This window comes from Tetzosporium hominis, from assembly GCF_002265435.1.
Taxonomy (GTDB): domain Bacteria; phylum Bacillota; class Bacilli; order Bacillales_A; family Planococcaceae; genus Chryseomicrobium; species Chryseomicrobium hominis.
Map to the genome: position 1 here is coordinate 1 of NZ_NOKQ01000140.1, position 860 is coordinate 860.

Genomic DNA, 860 nt, shown 5'->3' on the forward strand with positions numbered 1-860 from the left:
CTGTATTTGGCAAGTAAGAAATGTGTGAAATGGCAATTAAAAATGTTGCTTGCCTGATGCATCTCTCCACCGTATTTAGTTATTCATCAATGATTCTTTCATTCGATTGCTAGGCCCTTTAAAGACGACGAGATGTGAGTGATGGATTAAACGATCGATTACGGCCTCAGTCAAAATAGGGTCTCCAAACACATGGTTCCACTCACTGAACCGTAGGTTCGTTGTAATGATCAGACTCTTTCTCTCATAACACATGCTAATCACTTGGAAGAGTAACTCTGCGCCACTCTTGTGTAGCGGGATATACCCTAGCTCATCCAGTATCAATAAATCGACCTTCTCTAGCTGTTTGTAGAACTTCCCCAAAGTGCCTCTCTCATGTAAATCCATCAACTTGTTCACCAATCCTGCGATGGTGTAGAAACGAACGTTTAATCCCGTCTCTTGAATCGCATTTAAGCCGATCTTTGTGGATAGAAAGGTTTTGCCCGTGCCCACGCCTCCATAGAAAATCAGGTTCTCTTTGTTCTCCATGAATTCTCTGTTTAAAAAGTATTCGCGATTCAGCCCTTGCGTGTATTCGATATCATCCCATTTGAATTCGACGCTCGGTAACGGCGGTAAGAGCGATTGAGTAAAGAGGAGGTTTGTGCGCCTTTCTTCACGCTGGCGCACTTCTGCCTCCATGAGTTTAAGTAGATATTCCTGATTCGAGGTAGCCTCGATCTCATCAAAGTTTTGACGTATCCAGCTGAGCTTCAATCGCTTTGCGTATTCTTGTATGAGTAGTTCCATCAAGACACACCGCCTTTTTCAAACAACTTGTCATAATGTGTTGATCCTCTTGATGCCGGTGGCAT

Annotated in this window: 1 protein-coding gene; it reads right to left on the reverse strand. The window is 43.4% G+C overall.

What is annotated here, in order from left to right; translation table 11 throughout:
* Nucleotides 1–75 precede the first annotated feature (75 nt).
* Nucleotides 76–795 carry an IS21-like element helper ATPase IstB gene (istB, locus tag CF394_RS03165; RefSeq protein WP_094941827.1) on the reverse strand — a complete coding sequence of 240 codons (720 nt, stop codon included), beginning with the start codon at nucleotides 793–795 and terminating at the stop codon, nucleotides 76–78.
* Nucleotides 796–860: the final 65 nt, after the last annotated feature.

Bases quoted from the DNA above. Each gene is read 5' to 3' on its own strand.
- istB (WP_094941827.1), bottom strand. From the start codon at position 795: ATGGAACTACTCATACAAGAATACGCAAAGCGATTGAAGCTCAGCTGG.